The organism is Paenibacillus sp. FSL H8-0283 (assembly GCF_045040675.1).
In the GTDB taxonomy this organism is placed as follows: Bacteria; Bacillota; Bacilli; order Paenibacillales; family Paenibacillaceae; genus Paenibacillus; species Paenibacillus amylolyticus.
Genome location: NZ_CP150295.1, coordinates 3,839,379 through 3,861,828, shown reverse-complemented (window position 1 = coordinate 3,861,828; position 22,450 = coordinate 3,839,379). Strand labels below are relative to the sequence as shown.

Below are 22,450 nucleotides of genomic sequence, written 5' to 3'. Positions count from 1 at the left end.
GAACCTGGAATGGATGGGAGGGAATCAGAGATGAGCAGCGGACAAGAGACCATATCCATTGAAACAAGGGAAGTCACGAAGACTTATGGTGAGCGAGCCGCCGTTGATCAAGTAACACTCCAAGTGAAAAAGGGCGAATTCGTTTCCTTGCTTGGTCCGAGTGGCTGTGGCAAAACAACACTGCTGCGCATGCTTGGCGGACTTGAGCAACCGGATCAGGGCACCATTATGCTGGGAGGTCGGGATGTTACTGGCATCCCGGCTTATGGACGCAATAGCAATATGATTTTTCAGCAGCTTGCGCTGTTCCCTCATATGGATGTATTCAACAACATTGCCTATGGGCTAAAGGTGAAGAAGTTACCAAAAGCCGATATCCAACGGCAGGTAGGTGAAATGCTTGATCTAGTCCAGCTCGGAGACTATGGCAGGCGTGCTGTATCCGAGCTGTCCGGGGGGCAGGCCCAACGCGTCGCCATTGCTCGCGCACTGATCAACAGACCCGAAGTGCTACTGCTTGATGAACCTCTCTCTGCATTGGACATGCAGCTGCGTCTCGATATGCAGCGTGAACTGAAACGCATCCAGCGTGAATTTGGCGGAACGTTTATCTTTGTAACGCATGATCAGAGCGAAGCCATGAATATGTCTGACCGAATTGGCATTATGCGCGATGGAAGGCTGCTGCAATACGCAACCCCTGATGAAATCTATGAAAGACCGACCGATAGTTTCGTGGCCAAGTTTATTGGAGATACCAATCTCTTTGAGACGGAAGTACTGGGACATGATGTGAATGGAATTCGGGTGGAATGCTTCGGCAAGCCATTGCTGGTGAAAGTCAGTGATGGCAATGCTGTACCGAAAGCGGGAGCACGACATTCCTTATCAATCCGCAATGAGTATATTCGACTTGGAGAAGATGCAACTCATTGCCTGAACAAGCTGGATGGACACGTGATTGAAGCGGTGTATGGCGGAGCAAATATTCGATACAGTGTGCAGATTGCTGAGGGTTTTCTAATTCAGGCCAGTGTGCTGCATCAGCGGGGAACCTCACGTTATAGTCCAGGTGAGCCAATACAGATTGGCTTTGACCCAGAGGACGCGCTCTTGTTATCCGAACCCATTGATGACCGTTTACAGGGGGCAGGAATATGAACCGGATCGCGGATCGGATCGTGAATCTGTATTCCTTTGGAGACCGCACATGGGTAACCCGGTTGTTGCTTCTGTTGCCTGCGCTTGCTCTGATGGGCATTGTTTATCTGGGTGGGTTGCTGATCTTTAGCAGATATAGCTTTGATATGTATGAGAATGGAAAGCTTATTCGGGGCTGGGATTTAGGAGCTTATCGTGCGTTTCTGTCCGACCCTTATTATTGGAAGCTGATTGGCACAACGTTTCGCATTGCCTTCAAGGTTACGCTATGGAGTCTTCTGCTTGCCTATCCGCTGGCCTATTGCATTGCGGGTCTAAAGAAGCCTGGCATGAAGCAATTGTTGTTGCTGCTCACGTTTCTTCCGCTACTGGTCAGTGCGGTTGTGCGTTCTTACGGATGGCAGCTTTTGTTGTCCAAACAGGGCTTCATGAACTGGCTGTTCATCCGTCTGGGGCTAACCGAGGAAGGATTCAGCATGATATACAACGAGACAGGTGTTGTTGTGGCCCTTGTCCATATTTTTCTGCCATTTATGGTCTTTCCGATTCTAAATGTACTGTCCCAAAGTGACGCTTCCTTAAAGGCAGCTGCTCAGGATCTGGGGGCGGGCAGCTGGAGAACGTTCCTGACCATTACCCTGCCTTTATCGGCAAGAGGCATTGCAAGCGGGGTGCAGATTGTGTTCACGCTATGTCTCACCGCATTCACCACACCTCAGCTGATCGGCGGGGGAAGAGTCATGACACTTCCGGTATTTATATATCAGCGAACCTTGGACACCAACTGGCCGATGGCTGCGGTTGCCAGCCTGTTTTTACTTGTGTCTTCCATTGTTGTTTCGTTGCTTGTGAATAAAGGAGCAGAAACGTTGATGTTCCGTCGTTCCCGCAAGGGAGGTCAGGCGTATGGTTAAGTCGAACAGGGGCACCAAGCTGTTACTCTACATCTTTGTGGGTGCCGTAGCGATTTATTTGCTGCTGCCACTGCTGATGATTATGTTGACATCTGTAGGCTCAGGTTCAGCCAGCAAATTTCCCCCGGAAGGTCTCACCTTGAAGTGGTATGCCAATCTGAGTGAGCAAACCCAGTTTCTCGATGCATTCAAGAACAGCCTTATTGCTTCTACAGGGGCGGTTCTGCTGGCTTTGATTACAGGTACGCTTGCTGCGTTAGCAATCGTGCAATACCCTTTCCCGGGCTCTGGTATCTTAAGGGCATTTTTTGTATCTCCAATGGTTATGCCAAAAATTACGCTGGGTATTGCATACCTGATTTTATTCTCAAAAATGCATATTGCAGGCGGACTGTTTGCACTTATTTTGGGTGAAGCGGTCATTGTGCTGCCATTTGTGCTCACTATTGTTGGCAGTGCGTTAGCCAATCTGCACCCGGCTCATCGGGAAGCTGCCGCGGACCTTGGTGCTGGGCCGATACGCATTTTTTTCACAATTACGCTGCCACAGCTCCGACTATCCCTGCTTTTGTCAGGGTCAATCGCTTTTGTCTTCACTTTTGATCAGGTAGAGGCTGCTCTGTTGCTGCTCCGTCAGGACAGCTACACGTTGCCAATACAACTATTCCTGTATATGGAGAAATGGCAGGACCCAACGATAGCCGTGGTGTCTGTTGTATTGATCGCGTTTGCGCTGGCTCTGTTTATGACGATTAAACTAGTGTTGCGCTCTGTACCAGGACTTGAAAGTTTGTTTGGTCGCAGGAAAACAAAAGGAGGACTGGATCAAAATGAATAATTCACAGCATCTATCCCATAGCTCAGGTCTTAACTGGGACCGAGCGGAAGAAGTGATGAAAACTCAAGGGCTAAGCGCCCTGATCGCAACAACTCCGGAGAATATTCACTATGTCATCGGGTCCCAGCTACGCGCAAGCAACTGGACCATGCAGATTTATGCTGTTTTACCTGCCGACAGATCTGCAAAGCCTTGTATCGTCATTCCAACGAATCGGTTAGGCGTTGTAGCTCAGTTCGGTATTACGGGGGTAGATATATTTGCCTACAGTGATTTCTTTGTGGAAGGTTCAATTGAAGGCAAACCTTCCACTGACGACATTGATCTCTTTTATTCTCTTCTGCAAACGACGGTTATTCATCCGGGTCCTGTTGAAGCACTCAAGGCTGCATTAAAACAGCTTGAGATCGAAGATCAGCCGATTGGCATCGATGAGATGCGGATCGCTCCCGATATTCTGGCTAGAATCAAGGAGGAGGTTCCTGACAGACCGGTAATTCCCGCATATAAGTTGTTCCGAGAAATCCGTCTGGTCAAGACACCTTTCGAAATCGAGCAACTTCGTCAGGCTGCCCAATTAAATGAACGGATTGAGCAGGAACTAATTGACCTGATTGCAGCAGGTGTTCATGAGAAGCAACTTGCCGATCATTATCGTCTGGCTGTGATGAGAGCGGGTGGAACTCCGGCAATGACAGCGGTAGGGGCAGGGCCACGTAGTGCGCTACCACTCATCGAAAATTATTTTCATATGATTGAGGTTGGAGATCAGGTCCGTTTCGATCTTTGCCTGCAGCTGGAAGGATACTGGGGAGATACGGGCCGCACGGTTGTTGCAGGGGAGCCTACCGCTTGGATGAAAAAACATTTTGCTGCGGTCAAAAGTGGATGGGAGACGGCACTTGAAACGGTGCGCCCTGGCGTCAAGGCGTCGGAAGTATTCCATACGGCAGTATCTCGCGTACAGCGTGAAGGGATTCCACATTACCGACGTCAGCATGTCGGACATGCCATCGGGTTGGAACTGTACGACGATATAACCCTCTCCCCTGGGGAACAGCGTATACTGGAGCCCGGTATGGTGTTATGTGTTGAGGTACCCTATTACGAGCTAGGTGCTGGTGGATTCCAAATCGAAGATACAATTGTTGTAACGCCAGATGGTTATGAGTTTTTAACCCATATGGAGCGGAAATTGTTCACTAAATAACGATAGATGGAAGGCTTCGCTGACCGGCGATCAGACCACAGTCGATCCAAGAAGCTTTCTTACTGGGAAAGTTGGAACATCCATGATTCAGCAGGGAACTAAGACGTTTCGTAACATTAGCCTTGCACTGTTCGCCGGAGGTTTTGTCACTTTTGCTTTGCTCTACAGCCTCCAGCCCCTGATGCCTGAGATTAGCAACGCATTCTCCATTACGCCGGCACACGCCAGTCTTACGTTATCCGTTACAACGATCGCCATGGCACTGACGATGTTGTTCATCGGGTCCTTGTCTGATTCTGTGGGCCGACGCTTTATAATGACAGCTGCACTGGTGATATCTTCTGTTATTGCTTTGCTCAGCGCATTCAGCCCGGGATATACGGAGCTTCTTCTGCTTCGTATTCTCCAGGGTGTGGCACTCGCGGGGTTGCCAGCGATAGCCATGACATATCTGTCAGAAGAAATTGAACCTAGAAGTCTTGGTTATGCTATGGGCCTATATATAAGTGGCAATTCGATAGGAGGCATGGCCGGCCGCTTCATCAGCGGTGTGGTGACAGATTGGTTCAGTTGGCGCGCTGCTGTGGGTTTCATTGGTATTCTTGGACTGTGTGCAGCCGTTATTTTTTTGCTTGTCATCCCGCCATCCCGTCATTTTGTCAAAGCTGCACCAGGATTCAAAAATCCAATACCTCTTTTGTGGTCACAATGTCGCAATCCAAGGCTGTTATGCCTGTATGGACTCGGTTTTCTCCTGATGGGGGGATTCGTGACCCTGTTCAACTATATCGGTTTTGAATTAACGGGTGAACCCTATCATCTGAGCCAGTCTATCGTTGGAAGTCTTTTTGTGGTATATCTGATGGGCACGGTAAGCAGCACCTGGATGGGCAGGATGGCAGATCGGTACGGCAGGTCACATGTGCTTGGAATCGCGCTGGGAATTATTCTGGCTGGTGCAGTCTGTACCGTTCATCCAGCGCTTTGGGTCAAAATTATCGGACTCGCCCTGTTTGCCTTTGGTTTCTTTGGCGGTCATTCCATCGCAAGCAGCTGGGTTGGACTCGTGGCCAATCAGCACAAATCCCAGGCCAATGCGTTGTATTTATTTTTCTACTATCTTGGTTCAAGCGTAAGTGGAACAGGAGGTGGACTGCTTTACAGTCATCTTGGATGGATAGGCATTGTGGGGATGATCGGTGTGTACGTTTTGATCGGTTTTGTCTTGTGTAATTTGCTTGTTCACAGGTTGAAGGGACAGGCTACATAAATCAACTTTTTCCGACAGCTATTGCATATCCTGAAATACCGAGTATAATACTTGGTAAATAGACGAAAAGGGGATGCAATAAACGATGAAAACACATGCTGAATTGAACTCACTTCTTGTTGACGATTATCTGGATCTCCTGAACATTGCGAAACAGCTAGGTGATGACGAATGGAAAGATGCTATTCTGCAAGCATTGAAGGAAGAAGTCGATGCGAATCATCATTTGGATTCCAAAGAGATAAGACAGGATTTATGGATTCAATTTGAAGGCATTAATGAACAAATGCATGATCTGTTAATGCAATTGAAGTATGCCGACAGTCCTGAGGAGAAAGAACAGATTATTGAAATGATCTGGGGATTGAAAGTAGACCGTCATGCGATCACACGTAAACTTGAAACCATGAGCCGTGCCAGCGCTGGACATCAGTAAGCTCTAGGTTGATTATACATTGAAAACCCGCGTGTTTCCTGGGATTATCCCCTAGGTCGCACGCGGGTTTTATTTTTGCTTTGATTGTTTACTACACTTTAAGTGAGTGTTCAAAAAGGTCGGTTTTCAGTACCGAGAAGATGGGATGAAGCTAGAAATGGAGTAGCGGAGCGTAGGGAAAACTACGTGAGCAACGGACAGTTCGGGTGAATCCCATATTCGATGCTGATGATGCCACTAGGCATCCTTCGTAATCAAAAGCGGACTTTTTGAACTACCTCTCTTAAAACTGTTTTGCGAAAGTGCGTGCTTGCTCTATAGCTTGTTGCTTGATCTCATCTGCACGATCTTTATATTGATTATGCCCCTCAACAAAAATGCCATCAAGCTTCGGCACACCGAGGAATGACATGATAATGCTTAAGTAACGATGACCGGATTCCATCTGAGCCGCTGGGCCTTCGGAATAAATGCCGCCGCGGGCCTGAATATGCAGTGCTTTTTTATCAGACAGCAGTCCGACAGGACCTTGTTCGGTATAACGAAATGTTTTGCCAGCTACGCAGATCGAGTCGACATAAGCCTTCAGAATAGGAGGGAACGAGAAGTTCCACATCGGGGTTACAAAAACATATTTATCTGCTGAGGCAAATTGATCCGATAGTTCATTCAAACGGCTTACTTTGGTCTGTTCTTCGGCAGTCAGATCACTGCCCGATTGCAGTTTGCCCCAACCACTGAAGACATCCGCATCGATATGCGGAATATCCGAACGATACAGATCGAGGTGAACTACCTCATCAGAAGGGTGACTTTCACGATACGCATCAATAAATGCTTTGCCCGTAGCCATGCTGAAGGAGGTTTCATGATCATGAGGATGGGCAGTAATATACAATAAGGTAGACATGTAGTTCTTCCTCTCTGTGCGATTAATGGGGTGAATTGATCTTGGCAATGATGAAGCGACCGCAGTAGTATGCATCGTTTCCCCATTTTTATACGTCAGAAAGGGATATGAATGAATGGATCGATCATGATACTGAATTGGATGTTATATGGTGACCGGATACTCAATCCATGTATAATATACAGGACGAGTATTTATTTTCCAAAGACAATAGGATGAGTGAGATGAGCGCACATGGGAATGGACCTGGAGAAGCAACGATTAAGCATTGAAGCAGCGAAATTGTATTATCAGTCCGATTATAGCCAGCAGGATATTGCCGCAAGGTTGGGCGTGTCGCGTCCAACCGTATCAAGGTTACTTCAGTACGCCAAAGATCGTGGATATGTCCGGATTGAAATTATGGACCCGCTGGAGGATATCGACATCATTGCCGGAGAACTTAAGTCAAAATATGATCTGGATACGGCACTTGTGTGTTTTACCCCGTTGAAGAGTGATGAGGAAATACAGAAGCATATCAGCAAAAGAGCAGCAGACTACCTTCAAGAGACGGTTCAGGATGCAGATATTATCGGGGTGACTTGGGGAACAACCATGCATGCTGTAGCACGCCAGCTTCGTCCCAAGCAGGTTAAAGGTGTTGAAGTCGTACAATTGAAGGGGGGCGTAAGCCACTCCCATGTCAATACGTATGCCGCTGAGATTGTTCATTTGTTCGCTGAGGCATTCCATACGGTACCAAGGTATCTGCCGCTGCCTGTTATTTTCGACAACATTGAAGTAAAAAACATGGTAGAAGCGGATCGACATATCGGCAGAATCGTGGAACTTGGCAGACAGGCCAACATTGCTTTGTTTACCGTGGGTACTGTGAAAGAAGATGCATTATTGTTCAGGCTCGGTTACTTCAATGAAGAAGAGCAACAATTGCTGATGAACTCCGGTGCAGGTGACATTTGTTCACGCTTTTTCGACGCGGAAGGTCAGTTGATCAGTGAAGAGATTAACAGCAGAACCGTTGGAATTGATCTAGCCGAGTTGAGAAATAAGGAAAAATCAATCCTTGTCGCCGGAGGACAACGCAAAATTGAAGCCATTCACGCCGCGCTCAAAGGTCATTACGCTAATATTCTGGTCACGGATCAGTACACAGCGCAGGCATTACTTCGATTTTAATTTCAAATGGATATGGATGACAACATCTGCCATGCAAAAAGGGCGGATGTTTTGCTTTTTTAGGAAGAAAATATAACGAAGAAGAAATGTAAGTGTAACTGTGAACAAAAGTTCAAGTTGATTTTTACATATGTTCATGTTAGTGTAAGTGTATAGAAAATAACTAGTTCAGATAAGGGAGAGATTCAATTGACTACACCACAATTAGCGAAAATGATCGACCATACGTTGCTTCGTGCGGACGCAACGCAAAGTGAAATGGCCAAGTTAACCGAAGAAGCGAAGCAATACCAGTTTGCTTCCGTATGTGTTAATCCAGGCTGGGTTGCTTATGCTGCTGAGCAGTTGCAGGGTACTGGCGTAGATATCTGCACCGTTATTGGTTTCCCTCTGGGAGCATCTACATCGGAGACAAAAGCTTTCGAAACGAAAGATGCGATAGCTAAAGGTGCAACTGAAGTCGATACGGTCATCAACATCAGTGCTTTGAAAGATGGCAATGATGATTACGTTGAACAAGATATTCGTGTTGTCGTTGAAGCGGCTGCGGGTAAAGCTTTGGTGAAAGTTATTATTGAAGCTTGTCTGTTGACGGATGAAGAGAAAGTACGTGCTTGTCAGGCAGCTGTGCGAGCTGGAGCTGATTTTGTTAAAACTTCTACAGGTTTCTCCACAGGTGGAGCAACGCCAGAGGATATCGCTTTGATGCGTCGTACTGTAGGTCCTGATGTTGGCGTTAAAGCTTCCGGTGGCGTACGTAGCCTGGAAGATATGCAAAAAATGATCGAAGCGGGTGCAACTCGTATCGGTGCAAGTTCTGGCGTGAAGATTATGCAGGGTGGTCAGTCTACATCTTCTTATTAAGCAAAAGCATCTTATCAAGAAAAAGCTTAATAAATAAAAGTAATGTTATATTCTCTGTACTTGGGCGTTCGACTCAGGTACAGGGAATACAACTTACACTTATATTTTAATTAACTGAACTTATTGTAAGCGCTTCATAAGTTTTCTGAAAGATTACTGATAAGAATGCTTAAGAGCCCTTTGAGCTGAATTTTCACATCCGGCTTAACTACCTTCAAAGGAGAAATCAAATGAAATTTCTAATTGCCATTATCGGCTTACTCGTTGTTTTTGGACTGGCTTATATCGCAAGCAACGGCAAAAAGCAGATTCGTTACCGGCCGCTGGCTATCATGATTGTTTTGCAAGTTATATTAGCTTATGCTCTGTTGAATACAGGAGTGGGTACTTTTTTAATTGGCGGTTTCGCGACCGTATTTAAAAGTTTACTCGACTATGCGAATGAAGGTATCGCATTTGTATTTGGGGGTTTGACTACTGTAGGTGCCGAAAGCGGGGGGGCACCGTTCTTCCTCAGCGTATTGATGCCGATTGTTGTCATCTCCGCCCTTATCGGTATATTGCAGTATATCCGAATCTTGCCTTTTGTTATAAAATATATTGGTCTGGTATTAAGCAAAATCAACGGAATGGGCAGACTGGAATCATATAACGCGGTTGCTTCGGCTGTATTGGGGCAATCTGAAGTGTTCATTTCTGTGAAAAAACAAATTGGGTTGTTGCCAAAACATCGGCTGTACACCTTGTGTGCTTCGGCGATGTCCACGGTATCGATGTCGATTGTTGGTGCTTATATGACCATGATCGAGCCGAAATATGTGGTTACAGCTCTTGTACTGAACCTGTTTGGCGGTTTTATCATTGCTTCGATTGTGAATCCTTATGAGGTTACAGAGGAAGAAGATATATTGGAAGTACAGGAAGAGGAGAAACAGTCCTTCTTCGAAATGCTTGGCGAATACATCCTGGATGGATTCAAAGTTGCTATCATCGTAGCTGCGATGTTAATCGGGTTTGTTGCCTTGATTGCACTTGTTAACGGAATTTTCAGCGCGGTGCTTGGCATTTCGTTCCAAGAGCTACTTGGTTATGTGTTTGCACCATTTGCCTTCATCATGGGTGTTCCATGGAAAGAAGCGATTCAGGCAGGAAGTATTATGGCAACCAAAATGGTATCCAACGAATTCGTAGCTATGCTTAATTTGAAGGAGACTGCAATGTCTGCCAGAACAACGGGTATCGTATCTGTCTTCCTCGTGTCGTTCGCCAACTTCTCCTCCATCGGTATCATTGCTGGTGCGGTGAAGGGACTCCATGAGAAGCAAGGTAATGTGGTCGCCCGCTTCGGTCTGAAACTGCTTTACGGTGCTTCGCTTGTCAGCGTGCTGTCAGCGATCATTACTGGACTGTTCTTGTAAACCGGATTATTGGAAGGAGTGCTTAGTTTATGTCAACATTCAAAAGAGTACATCTAATCGTTATGGATTCTGTAGGGATCGGCGAAGCGCCGGATGCAGCAGAATTTGATGATTTTGATGTAGATACCTTCGGTCACATTGCACGTGAACGCGGAGGTCTGAAAATGCCTCACATGGCCAGTCTCGGACTGTCCAACATCAAAGAAATTGAGGGTGTCCCTGTAGCGGATGCACCTAAAGCGTATTACACCAAGATGCAGGAAGCATCCAGAGGCAAAGACACAATGACAGGTCACTGGGAGCTAATGGGTCTTTACATTGATACACCTTTCCGTGTGTTCGAGAATGGTTTTCCCGATGAGTTGATTCAACGCATTGAAGAGAAAACGGGCCGCAAAGTAATCGGTAACAAACCGGCCAGCGGCACGGAAATTCTGGATGAGCTGGGTGCAGAACATGTTGAAACTGGCGCGCTCATCGTATATACATCCGCTGATTCGGTTCTGCAAATTGCAGCACATGAGGACGTTGTTCCACTGAAAGAACTGTATGAGATCTGTGAGTTCTGCCGTGAGATTACACTTGAAGATCCGTACATGCTCGGCCGCATTATTGCACGTCCATTTGTAGGTGAAGCGGGTAACTGGAAACGTACTGCGAATCGTCATGACTATGCGCTTAAACCTTTTGGTCGTACTGTTATGAATGAACTGCAAGATAGCGGATTTGATGTGATTGCTTTGGGTAAAATCGCAGATATCTATGATGGCGAAGGTGTAACCAAGGCTGTTCGTACCGTCTCTAACATGGATGGCATGGACAAGTTGTCTGAAACAATGGATGAAGAGTTCACTGGACTCAGCTTCCTGAACCTGGTTGATTTTGATGCCCTGTACGGTCACCGTCGTGATCCGCAAGGTTATGCTCAGGCACTTGAAGACTATGATGCACGGCTACCAGAGATTTTTGCCAAAATGACCAATGATGATCTGCTGCTGATCACAGCTGACCATGGTAACGATCCAACATACCGCGGTACAGACCATACACGTGAATATGTACCACTGCTTGCCTACTCTCCGCGCTTCAGCGAGGGCAAAAAGCTTGATCTGCGCAGCACATTTGCTGACCTTGGCGCAACCGTAGCCGAGAACTTTGGAGTGAAAATGCCGGAATACGGCACCAGCTTCCTGAAGGATTTGAAATAAGTTTTTCAAAACTGGATAGGGGAGGTCGGAGTAGCTTGGCTGCTCCGGTCCTGCCATCATAATAGACTAATTGTATAACTGGAGGAGATTCATTCATGAGTACACATATTGGAGCAAAACCCGGGGATATCGCAGAAACGATCCTTTTGCCAGGTGACCCTTTGCGTGCGAAATATATTGCAGATACGTACCTTGAAGATGTTGTATGTTACAACGAGGTTCGTGGAATGCTCGGTTACACAGGTACATATCAAGGACACCGGATTTCGGTGCAAGGTTCAGGGATGGGAATTCCGTCCTTCGCAATCTATGCTAACGAATTGATCAGCGAATATGGCGTAAAAAACCTGATCCGTGTGGGCACTTGTGGCGGTATGCAGGAGCATGTACGTGTACGTGACGTCATCCTTGCACAAGCAGCATGTACAGATTCAAGCATGAACAAACACGTATTCGGTGGTTATGACTTCTCACCAATTGCTACGTTCTCCCTGCTGAAAGAAGCCTATGTCCGTGCAACAGCTAAAGGTATGAAGATTCACGTCGGTAACGTATTCAGCTCCGATTCTTTCTACCGCGATGACCGTTCCGTAACCGAGAAGTTGATGAAACACGGCGTACTCGGCGTAGAGATGGAAACAACAGCATTGTACACTATCGCTGCCAAGTTTGGTGTTAACGCACTGACCATCCTGACGGTAAGTGACCACTTGCTGACAGGCGAAGAAACATCTGCCGAAGAACGTCAAAAAACGTTCAACGACATGATGGTAGTTGCCCTGGACACAGCAATCACACTGTAATTGTTGCATTTTATATTCATAATTAATTGCTGTGGATCGAAACTTTTGTTTTAAGCACGGAGTAAAGGACCCGGAATCGATTCTGAAGAAGCGTTAGCGTTCGCCTTTGTCTCCGAGTTTTCTCCATTGCAAATGGAATCAAAAAAACTTGGAGACAACAGCGATCGGAGGAACGATCCGGAGCCGTAACGGACTAACAACAAAGTGTTCAATACAATCAACACACACAAGGAGAGATCATCATGAGAATGGTAGACATTATTGCTAAGAAACGCGACGGAAAAGAACTGACAACTGCTGAGATTGATTTTGTTGTTCAAGGATACACACAAGGAGAAATCCCGGACTATCAAGTCAGCGCTTGGGCGATGGCAGTATTCTTCAAAGATATGACAGACAAGGAACGCGCTGATCTGACGATGTCGATGGTGAATTCCGGTGAAACGATCGACCTGTCCGCTATCGAAGGCATCAAAGTAGACAAGCACTCCACAGGAGGAGTGGGCGATACAACAACACTGGTACTTGCTCCGCTTGTTGCTGCGCTTGATGTACCTGTTGCCAAAATGTCCGGACGTGGACTTGGTCACACGGGTGGTACAACAGACAAGCTGGAATCCGTTGCTGGTTTCCACGTAGAGCTTGAAAAAGAAGAGTTCATTCGTCTCGTAAACGAACATAAGGTTGCAGTTATCGGACAGAGTGGTAACTTAACGCCTGCAGACAAAAAGCTCTATGCACTGCGTGACGTAACAGCTACCGTTAACTCCATTCCACTGATCGCCAGTTCCATCATGAGCAAGAAAATTGCAGCAGGTGCAGATGCAATCGTTTTGGATGTTAAAACGGGTGCTGGTGCATTCATGAAAACAACAGAAGATGCCAAAGAATTGGCACATGCCATGGTAAGCATCGGTAACAATGTTGGCCGTAAAACGATGGCTGTTATCTCCGATATGTCCCAACCACTGGGTCTGGCGATTGGTAACGCACTTGAAGTGAAAGAAGCCATCCTCACCCTGCAAGGTAAAGGTCCAAAAGATCTGGAAGAACTGTGCCTGGCACTTGGACGTCAGATGGTATTCCTTGCTGGCAAAGCAGATTCATTGGAGCACGCTGAGGAGAAATTGAAAGAAGTGATCCAGAACGGTAAAGCACTGGAGAAATTCAAAGATTTCTTGGCAAACCAAGGCGGAGACGCTTCGGTTGTGGATCATCCAGATCGTTTGCCACAAGCACAATATCTGGTTGAAGTCCCAGCAGACAAAGACGGCTATGTTGCCGGAATCGTCGCTGACGAAATCGGAACTGCAGCAATGCTACTCGGCGCAGGCCGTGCAACAAAAGAGTCCGAGATTGATCTCGCTGTTGGTCTGATGCTGAACAAAAAAGTGGGTGACCCAGTCAAAGCTGGTGAGTCCCTCGTAACGATCCATGCCAATCGTGAAGACGTAGCAGACGTCATCGCGAAGATCAAAGAAAACATTACAATTGCGGATCATGCCGATGCTCCTGTATTGGTTCATGATATCGTAACGGAATAATACAATCAGAGAAGACGAGATGTAATCTCGTATCTGACTGAACATGAAAGCCCCAAAGCGATGTAATCCATAGCTTTGGGGCTTTTTGTCGTAAAAGTACGCTGTTGTTACTACTACTAGCAACTACGGGCTCTTTATTTTCTCATAAGCCATCACCGAGTCCGCATTGGTGTAAATATAAGGCGTGGATGGCTCGGCTACAGGTGTCACCTTTGTGGCGCGAATTTCAATCGTATCCTTACCGTTCACCTGTGCAGAACCGATGCTGCCATCGATTTGCACCCAGCTGTCTGTAGGGAAGCTATCCGCTTCGGGGATGTGAATCATCACGCCAAAGGGAGCAGCATCTGCGGGGCAACACATGACGAGAAATCGACCCAGCGCAAAATGTGATTCATGATCCATGCTTTTGTCACGGTAGACAAACCCGGTTAACGAAATATCTTTGCCTGCAAATTGTCGCTGGAACATATCAATCGTGCCGAGGGTTTCAGAGAAAATTTCAGGATAGACTCGAATGACCTGTTCTGCATACAACTTCTCCGCCAGTTCAGCGAATTCGCGGCTATACTCGTCTGGGGGAATGAATTGTACTTTGGTAGCCGAAGCAGCCTGAACAGCCGTTGGTTGTTGTGTGAAATCTTGTACTTTCAATTGCGTTGCTGGATCAGGTAAAGGCTCTTTTCGACGAATCTCGGGAGGGGCATAGGTGAGAGACATGCCTTTCTGACTGGCCATGGAGCTGCCGAGAGCCCGATCAGGTAACAGAAACCCCAGCAACAAGGGGATAGCAATCAGACCATATACCATTAAGCTACGAAAGAACCCCGAGGGTGGTGGATGTTCACAGTCGCAATGAACCTCGTTTCTGCCGAACAGTCCGTGCCACGCCATGATAACGGCAATAAACAATAAGGGAACAGGACAGCATAATAGCAGTTTTTGCATGGTAGGAGCCAAATAATAATGAAGCGAATCACTTGAATTCAACTGAATAATGTACACTGCCACCCCGCCGATCCAGCCTGCACGGATCAGGTTATGCCATTGGATGACGTGTGACCTTGGAACAGGAGGTTTGGTCATCGTATAGACAGTGTGGTTCATAATCATCACCTCATCTCTATTCATAGTTAGTATGAAAGTTCATGTGATTAACCATTCAGGCCATGAAGTATGTTGCTCAACCTTTATACCAGTAGGTTAATCAACCACGAGCCGGCAAAAACGAGCGTAATAATCGCTAGACTTAGACCAATAACAAATCGGGTACGGAAGGTGGAGAGTAGCATGAGCGTGCTTTTGAAATCCAGCATCGGACCAAGTACAAGGAAGGATACCAGCGGCCCCAGTGCAAACGTATGTGAGAACGCAGAAGCCACAAAAGCATCAGAAGTGGAGCAGAGAGACAGTACATAAGCAAATCCCATCATGAACACATAGGAGGCAACAGGACCATTACCAAGAGAGATCAGATCGCTGCGGCTAATGAATGTCTGGATGCAGGCTGTAATCAGGGCACCGATCACCAGATATTTGCTCATATCGACAAATTCGTCTCCGGCGTGAATGAAGAAGCTGCGCCAGTTTTTTACATGCTTATGATCATGTGCATTTGCGTGCGCGTGAGGTTGCGCCATTTTAAAACCAGGATGTGTCTTAACCTCTGTCGCTGCGACTTTTGGCATCCGAAGAGGATTTCGACGAACAAACACATACACAAGCATCCCTATGGAAGCTGCTACAGCAAATGCCAGTCCCATACGGGCAATGGTAATCTCAGGATGGGAGGGAAAGGCAAGTAAGGTTGCCGTAAATACGATGGGATTGACTACGGGACCACTCAAGATGAACGTCACTGCGATATAGGCAGGCATGCCTTTGTGCATCAACCTTCTTACGACCGGGATCATGCCACATTCACAGATGGGGAAAATAATACCGAGTAGTCCTGCGACCAGCACACCGCCGATCGGATTCTTGGGTGTGAGTTTACGGACCATTTCTTCAGATACGAACCACTGCATGAGCGAGGACAATAACACACCCATGAGCAGAAAAGGTGCGGCTTCAAGGAAAATACCTATGAATACGGTTTTCATATTTTGCAAAGCTTCACTGTTCCATGCTTCCTTCAAGTCTGGAGCCATTGTGATCAACACGGGAACAAGAAATGCACAAGGGACCAGGAAGGACAGGAGCTTCAGATTGGCTGCCATTTTCATGAAACAGACCTCCACAACTAGGACTTTGCTAAAATATATGCTTGTACGTGCGGCAACATACATCATTCCTATGTTCTAATCAACATTTTTACGATTAATCAAGATTTTTCATCATATTAGATGTTGACATCGCACGACACATGGTCAGATTGATCCGAGAGAGATATTGAATACGGGACGTTTTGATTTTGAAAAAGCAAGCCAGTCCGCGGGTTGGATCCGCGAATTAATGAAAGAGGAACATACGCCGGAGACTGAAGAATATGGAATTCATTCATTTGTCTATCATCGTAGACGTCCATTCCACCCGGAACGCTTACTGCGTTGGATTGCGAATCGGCCAGATAACATCGTGCGATCCAAAGGTCTGATGTGGTTGGCAACAAGGAACCATATGGCAATCTCTTTCAGTCATGCAGGCACATCGAAGCAGCTTGCGCCAGCAGGAATATGGGTAGGTGCGATGAGTGAGGAGGGAAGGCAACTTCATTTTGGCGACACGCTGCCAAGCATACCGGACTGGGATGATGAGTGGGGTGACCGGGTAACCAAATTAGTATTCATCGGCAGTGACATGGACTGGGCGGAGATTGAACGTACATTGGATGAGACCCTTCTTACGGAGGAGGAGATGTTGATGAACTGGCGTGAACTGAAAGATCCTTTTCCAGCGTGGAGTTGAAGTGAAAAGAAAAGATCTTCAAGTGCAATAGTGCCCCTGAAGATCAATGATTATATTGCATTAATGACTTTAGCTAAAGTACAAATCGCCAAGATAAAAATCACCGTTGCCACTTTTTTGCGGACTAAACACAAAGGTAAGGTACACTCCATAGGAACCCGTCCATCCTTGTGGATAATAAATGGCTTTGTAGCTGTGTCTTGTTTTGGTTTTATCATCCATTGCAATCACTTTAAAATCAGCTGATTTCACATTAATCAACTGATCTGCATATTTAGTCAGCGTTTTTTTATCATTTGCTGCAATGATACCTTTGACTGTAGTCTTAAATTTATCTTTCTGGGAGTGCTTACCCAGATCAAAAATGTCGATCTCAGGATTTTCAATAACTTTAGCATCTATGTATTTATCAAATTCACTAGTGCTACCTGTTTTAAGTGCTTTACCATACATTTTGATCAATGTTAAAGATTCTTTCTGCAATTTGACTATCATCTGAGCGTCAGTTCCAGTCATCTTGATTGAGCCAGAAGTGCTTGAGTTACTTGAACTACTTGGTTTACTTGAATCTTCAGAACCTTTGGTACCTGTACTGCTGTTATTACTACTCGAACTGCTTGACTTACCGCTACCTGAATTAGTGATACTTACAACTTTGTTGCTAACATTCAGAGATACGTTGGCTCCGAGTGCTTCTGCTGTGGTACTTACAGGCAAGTATACATCACCGTCATATACCAGTGCATTCAGTTTGTCTCCAGCTTCATTCTTGGGTGTCCAAGACAAACCGTTTACTTTAAAGCTAATGTTGCTGTCGAGTGCTGCTTCAATATCTTGAATTCCGTTTGAAGCTGCTACACCCAGGGCACCGAAAGCCAAACTGCATGCTACCAATGACCCAATAAAAGTTGATTTTTTGATCTTCATCTAGTTCCTCCGTAGGTAAAGTATAATGCTACCAAAGAAGTATATCATATGAAATTATATTGTGCATACAAAATTTTACTGTAACAGATATAGAGTTGACAAAAGAAAAGCCATAGACTAATATCATTAAATAGTAATAATTACGATTAAGTAAGAGGAGGCAACAACCATGAGAGTCATTGTAACTTTAGCCTGCACCGAGTGCGGGGACCGCAACTATACAACAACGAAGAACAAACGTAACCATCCAGAGAGACTTGAGATGAAGAAGTACTCCCCACGTTTGAAGAAAATGACGATCCACCGGGAAACCAGATAAAATTTTTTTGTTATTTTTAAATCGTAATACTTACGAAAAGAGGGAGAGGCATGATACTATCCTCCATGCGTGATGTTGTATTTGGATATGGCAAAGAACCGGTCATTGATCAACTGTCGCTGGATATCCATGTGGGAGAGTTCATAGGCATCACAGGTCCCAACGGTTCTGCCAAAACGACCCTGTTAAAGCTGCTGCTAGGGCTATTGAAGCCCTGGAGCGGCACGATACATATGAATCCGCAGTTGAAACGTGGGAACAAGTCCAATATCGGTTATGTGCCCCAGCAGGTGGCATCGTTTAATAGTGGATTTCCCAGTACGGTGAATGAACTGGTCCGGTCCGGGTGTTACACCAGGCTGGGATTATTCCGCAGATTCACAGCAGAGCAGGATGCCATCGTTGAACGCAGTCTGCGGGAAGTTGGTATGTGGGATTATCGGAATACACGCGTCGGTGAGCTGTCTGGCGGACAGAAGCAGCGGATCTGTATTGCCAGAGCTATGGCTGGGCAACCGCAGGTTCTGGTACTGGATGAGCCAACAACTGGAATGGACCGCCACAGCCGTGAAGGATTTTACAATCTGATGCGCCACTATGTTGATGCTCATGGGATAACGATTATTATGGTTACTCATGGACTGGAAGAGATGGGAGATCGATTGGACCGAACGATTACTCTGGAGCGGCAAGAAAGTGAGGAATGGCAGTGTTTGAGTACGAATTCATGCAACGTGCCTTCTGGGCAGGTGGACTGATTGGAGTCATCGCTCCAATTCTCGGGGTCTATCTGATGCTCAGGCGGCAGGTCCTAATGGCAGACACGTTATCCCATGTCTCACTCGCAGGGGTTGCGCTCGGTTCGGTCATGAATCTTAACCCGGTAATCTGCGGATTCGCGATTGCAATTATCGGTGCATTACTGGTTGAACAACTGCGGCGAAGTTACCGAACCTACAGCGAGGTACCTGTGGCGATCATCATGACTTCGGGACTGGCTCTTGCTGTGGTTTTGATGAGTCTCAAAACCAATCTGTCCAAGTCCTTCAGCTCATACTTATTTGGATCTATTGTCGCGGTTAGCGATATGCAGTTGTGGATGATGGCAGGGGTATGTGTCATGGGTTTACTTTTTTTCATCCTGCTCCGAAGACCGTTGTATAACTTTACGTTTGATGAAGAGACAGCTTCCATTGGGGGCGTTCAGGTAAAAGGTTTATCGTTTGCATTTGCCATTCTGACAGGCATGACTGTAGCTTCAGCCATGCCGATCGTCGGTGTGTTGCTGGTGTCTGCTCTCATTGTGTTGCCTGCTGCCTTGGCACTAAGAGTGTCTCGCAGTTTTACAGCAGCGATTATTGTCGCGGTAATCACGGGGTTAATCGGTATTTTTAGCGGGCTCACAACATCTTACCATCTAAATACACCACCGGGAGGAACAATTGCACTCATCCTGTTGGTTATCCTATTGACTGGAATATCAGCGCAAAAGCTGATTGCACGATATAACCGCAAGCGTCAACGCAAAGAAACGAAATCACAGCACGTCATTCTGGTCAACCATTCTAGGAGGAATAGATCACATGAAATTCAGTAAAAAAGCTACGCTCGGATTGTTGTTCAGTCTCACACTTATCGTCGCAGGCTGCGGACAAAAATCCGCTTCTGATGCAAATACAGCTTCTACAGGCACTTCCGTTCCAGTCGAGACGGAAACCGCAAAATTAAACGTGCAGGTCAGCTTCTACCCGATGTATGAGTTCACCAAAAATGTGGCAGGTGATCTGGCCGATGTGCATACACTCGTTCCAGTAGGAATGGAGCCCCATGATTGGGAGCCTACACCACAAGATATTGCCAGCATTGAAAAAGCGGATGTGCTTGTATACAACGGTGCGGGCATGGAATCTTGGATTGATCAGGTCACCGGAAGTCTGAGCAATGCTTCACTCATTCAGGTGGAAGCGAGCAAAGGCATCAACCTTCTTGAAGGTGGAGAGCATGAACACCATCAAGAAGATTCAGAGGCAACAGAACATGACCACGATCATGAGCATGCGAATGAAGCGACTACAGAACAACACGACCATGATCATGACGCAGAGGCAGAAGCAGGACATGATCACGGTGGACTCGACCCCCACGTATGGCTGTCACCTGCATTGGCTGTAAAGGAAGTGCGCAATATTGAAGCAGGTTTGGCGCAGGCTGCCCCGGAACATGCCGAACAGTTCAAGCAGAATGCAGATGCCTACATTGCTCAACTGGAGTCACTGGATCAGGACTTCAAGGCGGCTGTGACGGATAGCAAACGTAAGGATTTCATCACACAACACGCTGCATTTGGTTATCTTGCCAAGGAATATGGATTGCAACAGGTGCCCATCGCAGGATTGTCTCCTGAGCAAGAACCTTCAGCAGCGCAGATGGCATCTGTCATTGATTTTGCAAAAGAGCATCAGGTGAAAACGATTTTCTTCGAAACACTGGTTTCATCCAAAGTGTCTGAGACAATCGCAAGTGAAGTGGGGGCCAAGACGGCTGTATTGAATCCGATTGAGGGACTCACCGAGGAAGAAATTGCGGCGGGAATGGACTACATTAGCGTGATGAGACAGAATCTGGAGGCTCTGAAACTGGCACTAAACGAATAATTAAAAATCAGTTTGATGCCTGTCACCGAAAAAGGTACAATAATACAACATGCTGAGGAATGGATCGCCATTCCTTTGCCTTTTTGCAAAGCAGAGAGCACAGTGATGTGCTCTCTCTTTGTTTAATAAGGTGACCGGATCAAGGAGAACAGGAGGACGCATTGCATGAATTTAAATGAGGAACATGAAGTGCTGTTAAGTGAACAGCCTGCCCATCTGTGGAGACGGCGTAAGCTGGAGCTGATGCACTGGACGGAACGTGATAAACATACAGTATCCGCGAAGAAAACAGAGATTTGGAACGGTGTTGAAGTTGATGCCGAACTCGTGAAGGCATTGTCCATACTTCAGAGTGCGGGCGTGAGGACGGAATTTTCATGTGCAGGGGTGAGTCCGCTTGATGAACCTGTCGATCATTCCCTTTATGCTTATGTTACCCTGATACAAAGTGAGGTTGCAGATCAATTCGTGCACTATGCTATCGGTCGGATGCGGAATCGACTGCTCGTTACGCTAGAGGCCGAAAAGGGCCGCTATGATCTATCTTCTTTTTTCATTGGACACAATCGGAGCTTCTGCTGGTGGATCGAGCACTGTGCCTTACAGTTCGGAAGCCGAAACGAATCGAGTGAAAAAAGCGTAGTATAAAGGATAGGCTTGTTTACTTGAAGGTAAAGGAGGTATGGCACGATTGAATAAGTGGGTCAAAACGATACTGTTCCTACTAGGCTCCGTCTTTCTTACACGATTCATCCCATTTTCGTCCTTGTTCCGTAACCTGGATACGATGATTCACGAATTCGGTCATGCACTAATGACACTGGTATTGTCCGGTAAAGTGCTGCGCATTGAATTATACGCTGATCATAGTGGTGTAACTTACTCTTCCATGCTGACGCCAGGCAGATCGATCCTGGTTTCTCTGGCGGGATATATCAGTGCATCACTGTTCGCCTTGCTGTTGTTTTACCTATACCGCAAAGGCTTGCACATGTGGGGACTCGGTATTATGACGGCTGTCGCTCTGGTGTCGCTCCTGTTATATGTAAGAGGGGAGTTCGGCATGTTATGGCTGACCGGGTTCATCGTACTGAACGTTGTCATTATGATTTTTGGTGCCAAGATCGTGAAGTACTATTATCTGTTACTGGCGTTTCTTACGCTGGAAGAGTCGGTTGTTAGTGCGGTATACGTTGGATTTATGTCCTGGACTCAGCCTTCACGGGCAGGGGATGCAGCGAATCTCGCTCAACAGACATTCCTTCCCGCGCTGTTCTGGGGCACGTTGTTCGCTTTGTTTGCACTGTGGTGTGCCAAGGGAGCACTCGGTCTCTTTTTCCGCAAAGAAGGCACTTCGCGATCGTCACGGTCTCGGGGATTACGAAGAGCGTAATGGATATAAAGTTATATCAAAGCAAAGAAGGCACTTCCTTTCTTCATAAAAGGATAGTGCCTTTTGTTTTTGGACTTACAATCTGATATTAAAGTCTGATATTAAAGATTATTGAACCTAATCTCCAAGATTATCCCATAACACATAAAAGTAATAAATCTCTTCCATAATCGCCTTATCATCCTCTGCCGCAACGCCGCCCTTGATCCGAGCAAGCGTGCCCAGAATATCATATATTGATTCACGTTCCACACTGAACTGAATGCGGTTGACGACTTTATCCCAGGCCTTCATTGCGTAATTAACTTGAGACTTGGCTTCAGTCCATTTTTTACCCTCAACCTGTTTCTCTAACGTTTGTATAGATTCAAGCAAGCGATCATCGGTGCCAAAGGGCTTTTTGAGAAAGGCTCCGCTAGCCATAATCGCAACGAACACAAGAATGAGGAAGATCGGAAGCACATATAACAGCCAGAAACGCGTTTTCATTCAACC

The 22,450-nt window shown here is 46.4% G+C and carries 23 protein-coding genes and 1 pseudogene; 19 read left to right on the top strand and 5 right to left on the bottom strand.

Annotated elements, in window-relative coordinates:
* Positions 1 to 30: 30 nt before the first annotated feature.
* The 6 genes from MHI52_RS17255 (at position 31) to MHI52_RS17230 (ending at position 5,829) form a co-directional block, all read left to right on the top strand.
* Positions 31 to 1,161, top strand: coding sequence for an ABC transporter ATP-binding protein (locus MHI52_RS17255; protein ID WP_340386497.1), 1,131 nt, complete (start codon positions 31 to 33; stop codon positions 1,159 to 1,161).
* A complete protein-coding gene (locus tag MHI52_RS17250) occupies positions 1,158 to 2,075 on the top strand; it encodes an ABC transporter permease (protein WP_340386494.1) in 918 nt (305 codons plus the stop codon). The genes MHI52_RS17255 and MHI52_RS17250 overlap by 4 nt, the downstream gene beginning before the upstream one ends.
* Positions 2,068 to 2,913, top strand: a complete 846-nt coding sequence (locus MHI52_RS17245) for an ABC transporter permease (RefSeq protein WP_036613795.1) — start codon at positions 2,068 to 2,070, stop codon at positions 2,911 to 2,913. Before MHI52_RS17250 ends, MHI52_RS17245 begins: the two co-directional genes overlap by 8 nt.
* On the top strand, positions 2,906 to 4,123 hold the full coding sequence (locus tag MHI52_RS17240) for a Xaa-Pro peptidase family protein (RefSeq protein WP_282321160.1): 1,218 nt from the start codon (positions 2,906 to 2,908) through the stop codon (positions 4,121 to 4,123). The genes MHI52_RS17245 and MHI52_RS17240 overlap by 8 nt, the downstream gene beginning before the upstream one ends.
* An 82-nt stretch (positions 4,124 to 4,205) precedes the next feature.
* Complete coding sequence (locus tag MHI52_RS17235; RefSeq protein ID WP_405157333.1) at positions 4,206 to 5,393, top strand: MFS transporter; 1,188 nt, start codon at positions 4,206 to 4,208, stop codon at positions 5,391 to 5,393.
* An 85-nt stretch (positions 5,394 to 5,478) separates the two neighbouring features.
* Complete coding sequence (locus MHI52_RS17230; RefSeq protein ID WP_340386490.1) at positions 5,479 to 5,829, top strand: hypothetical protein; 351 nt, start codon at positions 5,479 to 5,481, stop codon at positions 5,827 to 5,829.
* A gap of 283 nt (positions 5,830 to 6,112) precedes the next feature.
* Here the strand turns inward: MHI52_RS17230 and MHI52_RS17225 are convergent, their stop codons facing one another.
* Positions 6,113 to 6,739 carry an FMN-dependent NADH-azoreductase gene (locus MHI52_RS17225; protein ID WP_036613802.1) on the bottom strand — a complete coding sequence of 209 codons (627 nt, stop codon included), beginning with the start codon at positions 6,737 to 6,739 and terminating at the stop codon, positions 6,113 to 6,115.
* A 240-nt stretch (positions 6,740 to 6,979) separates the two neighbouring features.
* Here MHI52_RS17225 and MHI52_RS17220 point away from each other — a divergent pair, with 240 nt between their 5' ends.
* From MHI52_RS17220 to MHI52_RS17195, 6 genes are all read left to right on the top strand, one after another.
* Complete coding sequence (locus tag MHI52_RS17220) at positions 6,980 to 7,918, top strand: sugar-binding transcriptional regulator (RefSeq protein WP_036613997.1); 939 nt, start codon at positions 6,980 to 6,982, stop codon at positions 7,916 to 7,918.
* Positions 7,919 to 8,131: 213 nt separating this feature from the next.
* Complete coding sequence (deoC, locus tag MHI52_RS17215; RefSeq protein WP_127549426.1) at positions 8,132 to 8,782, top strand: deoxyribose-phosphate aldolase; 651 nt, start codon at positions 8,132 to 8,134, stop codon at positions 8,780 to 8,782.
* A gap of 230 nt (positions 8,783 to 9,012) precedes the next feature.
* Entirely contained in the window at positions 9,013 to 10,200 is a 1,188-nt protein-coding gene (locus MHI52_RS17210; protein WP_036613804.1) for a NupC/NupG family nucleoside CNT transporter, read from the top strand.
* Positions 10,201 to 10,229: 29 nt separating this feature from the next.
* Positions 10,230 to 11,408, top strand: a complete 1,179-nt coding sequence (deoB, locus tag MHI52_RS17205) for a phosphopentomutase (RefSeq protein ID WP_047843308.1) — start codon at positions 10,230 to 10,232, stop codon at positions 11,406 to 11,408.
* 95 nt (positions 11,409 to 11,503) lie between these two features.
* Positions 11,504 to 12,211 carry a purine-nucleoside phosphorylase gene (gene deoD / locus MHI52_RS17200; protein WP_405157332.1) on the top strand — a complete coding sequence of 236 codons (708 nt, stop codon included), beginning with the start codon at positions 11,504 to 11,506 and terminating at the stop codon, positions 12,209 to 12,211.
* Positions 12,212 to 12,453: 242 nt separating this feature from the next.
* The gene (locus tag MHI52_RS17195) at positions 12,454 to 13,755 is read left to right on the top strand and encodes a pyrimidine-nucleoside phosphorylase (RefSeq protein ID WP_036613808.1); all 1,302 of its coding nucleotides are present in this window, start codon (positions 12,454 to 12,456) and stop codon (positions 13,753 to 13,755) included.
* Positions 13,756 to 13,878: 123 nt separating this feature from the next.
* On the opposite strand, the gene MHI52_RS17190 is transcribed toward MHI52_RS17195, so the two are convergent.
* Positions 13,879 to 14,841, bottom strand: coding sequence for a TIGR03943 family putative permease subunit (locus MHI52_RS17190; protein WP_340386488.1), 963 nt, complete (start codon positions 14,839 to 14,841; stop codon positions 13,879 to 13,881).
* Between the two features lie 104 nt (positions 14,842 to 14,945).
* Complete coding sequence (locus tag MHI52_RS17185) at positions 14,946 to 15,980, bottom strand: permease (RefSeq protein ID WP_340386485.1); 1,035 nt, start codon at positions 15,978 to 15,980, stop codon at positions 14,946 to 14,948.
* Between the two features lie 130 nt (positions 15,981 to 16,110).
* Between MHI52_RS17185 and MHI52_RS17180 the strand changes: the two are divergent.
* Positions 16,111 to 16,662 (top strand): annotated as a pseudogene (locus MHI52_RS17180) (CobW family GTP-binding protein); the annotation flags it as partial.
* A 69-nt stretch (positions 16,663 to 16,731) separates the two neighbouring features.
* Here the strand turns inward: MHI52_RS17180 and MHI52_RS17175 are convergent.
* A complete protein-coding gene (locus MHI52_RS17175; RefSeq protein WP_405157331.1) occupies positions 16,732 to 17,589 on the bottom strand; it encodes a stalk domain-containing protein in 858 nt (285 codons plus the stop codon).
* A 169-nt stretch (positions 17,590 to 17,758) separates the two neighbouring features.
* Here MHI52_RS17175 and rpmG point away from each other — a divergent pair, with 169 nt between their 5' ends.
* The 6 genes from rpmG (at position 17,759) to MHI52_RS17145 (ending at position 21,955) form a co-directional block, all read left to right on the top strand.
* On the top strand, positions 17,759 to 17,908 hold the full coding sequence (gene rpmG / locus MHI52_RS17170) for a 50S ribosomal protein L33 (protein ID WP_036613813.1): 150 nt from the start codon (positions 17,759 to 17,761) through the stop codon (positions 17,906 to 17,908).
* A gap of 50 nt (positions 17,909 to 17,958) precedes the next feature.
* Complete coding sequence (locus MHI52_RS17165; RefSeq protein ID WP_405157330.1) at positions 17,959 to 18,666, top strand: metal ABC transporter ATP-binding protein; 708 nt, start codon at positions 17,959 to 17,961, stop codon at positions 18,664 to 18,666.
* Positions 18,612 to 19,505, top strand: a complete 894-nt coding sequence (locus MHI52_RS17160; protein ID WP_405157329.1) for a metal ABC transporter permease — start codon at positions 18,612 to 18,614, stop codon at positions 19,503 to 19,505. The genes MHI52_RS17165 and MHI52_RS17160 overlap by 55 nt, the downstream gene beginning before the upstream one ends.
* On the top strand, positions 19,492 to 20,562 hold the full coding sequence (locus MHI52_RS17155) for a metal ABC transporter substrate-binding protein (protein WP_405157328.1): 1,071 nt from the start codon (positions 19,492 to 19,494) through the stop codon (positions 20,560 to 20,562). Before MHI52_RS17160 ends, MHI52_RS17155 begins: the two co-directional genes overlap by 14 nt.
* Positions 20,563 to 20,727: 165 nt before the next feature.
* Positions 20,728 to 21,210, top strand: a complete 483-nt coding sequence (locus MHI52_RS17150; RefSeq protein WP_405157327.1) for a hypothetical protein — start codon at positions 20,728 to 20,730, stop codon at positions 21,208 to 21,210.
* A 43-nt stretch (positions 21,211 to 21,253) separates the two neighbouring features.
* Positions 21,254 to 21,955 carry a M50 family metallopeptidase gene (locus tag MHI52_RS17145; protein ID WP_036613817.1) on the top strand — a complete coding sequence of 234 codons (702 nt, stop codon included), beginning with the start codon at positions 21,254 to 21,256 and terminating at the stop codon, positions 21,953 to 21,955.
* 117 nt (positions 21,956 to 22,072) lie between these two features.
* On the opposite strand, the gene MHI52_RS17140 is transcribed toward MHI52_RS17145, so the two are convergent.
* The gene (locus tag MHI52_RS17140; protein ID WP_076317696.1) at positions 22,073 to 22,444 is read right to left on the bottom strand and encodes a DUF4363 family protein; all 372 of its coding nucleotides are present in this window, start codon (positions 22,442 to 22,444) and stop codon (positions 22,073 to 22,075) included.
* Positions 22,445 to 22,450: the final 6 nt, after the last annotated feature.